Below are 208 nucleotides of genomic sequence, written 5' to 3'. Positions count from 1 at the left end.
ATACCCAAAATTCAATAAGTGATTCAGCAGTGTAGGCTCTGGGAACATTCCGAACCAACAACGCTCGAACCACTGGTCAGCATAATCTCTTTCATCACTTCCGTTTGAGTAAGTACCGCCCACCAAATCTCCGACAAAATTCTCTATCAGCTCTCCGATTGTCAGACCATGCTCCCCACACTTTCTCGCCAGTCGGTCACAATCTGCA

The 208-nt window shown here is 47.1% G+C and carries 1 pseudogene; it reads right to left on the bottom strand.

Annotated elements, in window-relative coordinates:
- A pseudogene (locus NE619_RS18765) lies at positions 1-208 on the bottom strand (molecular chaperone GrpE); the annotation flags it as partial.

The organism is Anaerovorax odorimutans, assembly GCF_024459955.1.
In the GTDB taxonomy this organism is placed as follows: Bacteria; Bacillota; Clostridia; order Peptostreptococcales; family Anaerovoracaceae; genus Hominibacterium; species Hominibacterium odorimutans_A.
This window is presented reverse-complemented; position numbering and strand designations above follow the sequence as displayed.